This is a genomic window from Mesorhizobium sp. M7A.F.Ca.US.005.03.2.1 (assembly GCF_003997795.1).
GTDB classification, from domain to species: Bacteria; Pseudomonadota; Alphaproteobacteria; order Rhizobiales; family Rhizobiaceae; genus Mesorhizobium; species Mesorhizobium ciceri.
This window is the reverse complement of the sequence record NZ_RZRP01001131.1, coordinates 1-1,603: the sequence shown is the minus strand read 5'-3', so window position 1 is coordinate 1,603 and position 1,603 is coordinate 1. Positions and strand designations below refer to the sequence as shown.

Here is a 1,603-nt window from a genome sequence, read left to right as displayed (position 1 = left end):
GGCTTCGTCCCCTGCCGAAGCTGCAAAAGCCGTGCCCGCGCCTGCGCCCCATAGGCGGCAAGCCGTCCCGGCTCCCAGATCTGAAAGAAATTGCCGCGCCCGACAAAGGCCACTTCCGCCGAGATGCCGGTGTGTTCGCGAAGGAAATCGCTCATCGTGATGCGGCCGTCCTGGTCGAGTTTCAAGAAGGTTCCGTCGCCATGGCAGAAGAACGACATATCGTCCGCCGTCTGCAGGAAGGGATCCTCGAGCGCTATGCGCTGCTCGTAGCGGTCGAGCAGGTCGAGCCCGCCGACATCCATCGCCGGCAGGTCCAGGCAGCGCAGCGCATAGAGTTCCGAATAGCCGCGCTTCTGCACGACGGCACGGAAATGCGCGGGAACGGACACCCGCCCCTTCGCATCGATCCTGCTCACCGTGTTTGACAGAAACCGGTCCATTAAACGCTACAGCCGCTTGCGCCGCCGCACCCCTCTGCATCTTGTCGCACGCGCCGCCGCAGCGCGTTCCCTGCCCCGTATCAGCCTCGTCCGCACAGGCAAAAACCGGCAAACGCGCAGCCGTCGCGGCTGCCCGATTGGCGTACGCTTTACCCTGACACGGAACGAAGGCTTTGATGTCTGGATGGGATATCATGGGGCACTATGGGCGTCAACGGGAATAGGCTTCACAAACGCGCGCGCCGCGACCAATGAGAGCAGCCGTGACGACACGTCTCGTCTTTATGGTCTATTAAGCCTAACGAAGCGTTTAGAGCCGCCTGGCCCAACTGGACGCGCCTTGCCGCGAGCCGCTGCCGGGCATAGCGTCTCGCCACATCCAGCCGGTCACCAACAGGGTCTGAAATTTGATGTCTGAAACAGCAAAGTCACGCGCTGCAGCGCTTCCTCACCTGCGACGCAGCGCGCTTGCCATGGGCGATTCCATTCCCCTGCCGCTGACCATGGCCGCCATCTTTCATGCGCCCGGCGACGCCACCGGCTTCAACCAGTACGGGCGATTCAGCAACCCGACCTGGGACGCGGTCGAGCATATGCTGGCCCATCTGGAGGACGCGCCCTGCGTCGCGTTCCCTTCCGGAATGGCGGCAATCTCGGCGGCGTTTTTTGCCGTGCTCAAGGCCGGCGACCGTATCCTGCTGCCATCGGACGGCTATCACACGACACGAGCGCTGGCCGAGCGCTTCCTCAAGCCGCTCGGCATCACCTATGATGTCAGGCCGACTTCGACCTTCCTCGATGGCGGCTTCGATGGCTATCGGCTGGCATTTGTCGAAACCCCTGCCAATCCGGGGCTGGATATCTGCGATATCGCCGCCGTTGCCGATGCTGTCCACAAAGCCGGCGCGATCCTTGTGGTCGACAACACGACCATGACCCCTTTCGGCCAACGACCGCTCGACCACGGCGCCGATATCGTCGTTGCCGCCGACACCAAGGCACCCAATGGCCATGCCGACGTGCTGTTCGGCCATGTCGCCAGTCGCAATGCCGATATCATCGCCGCCGTGACCGGCTGGCGCGAAGTTTCCGGCAGCATTCCCGGTCCGTTCGAAGCCTGGCTGGTGCACCGCGGCCTGGAGACACTGGATGTGCGCTTCGAT

General features: G+C 63.2%; 2 protein-coding genes. One reads left to right on the top strand and one right to left on the bottom strand.

Translation table 11 applies throughout. The features are described 5' to 3' along the window. A partial coding sequence (gene mraZ, locus EN991_RS35445) for a division/cell wall cluster transcriptional repressor MraZ (RefSeq protein WP_127370468.1) occupies positions 1-440 on the bottom strand: 440 nt, incomplete at its 3' end. A 410-nt stretch (positions 441-850) separates the two neighbouring features. On the opposite strand from mraZ, the gene EN991_RS35440 reads away from it, so the two are divergent. After that, positions 851-1,603, top strand: a 753-nt coding sequence (locus tag EN991_RS35440) for a PLP-dependent transferase (RefSeq protein WP_127370467.1), incomplete at its 3' end; no start/stop codon positions are given.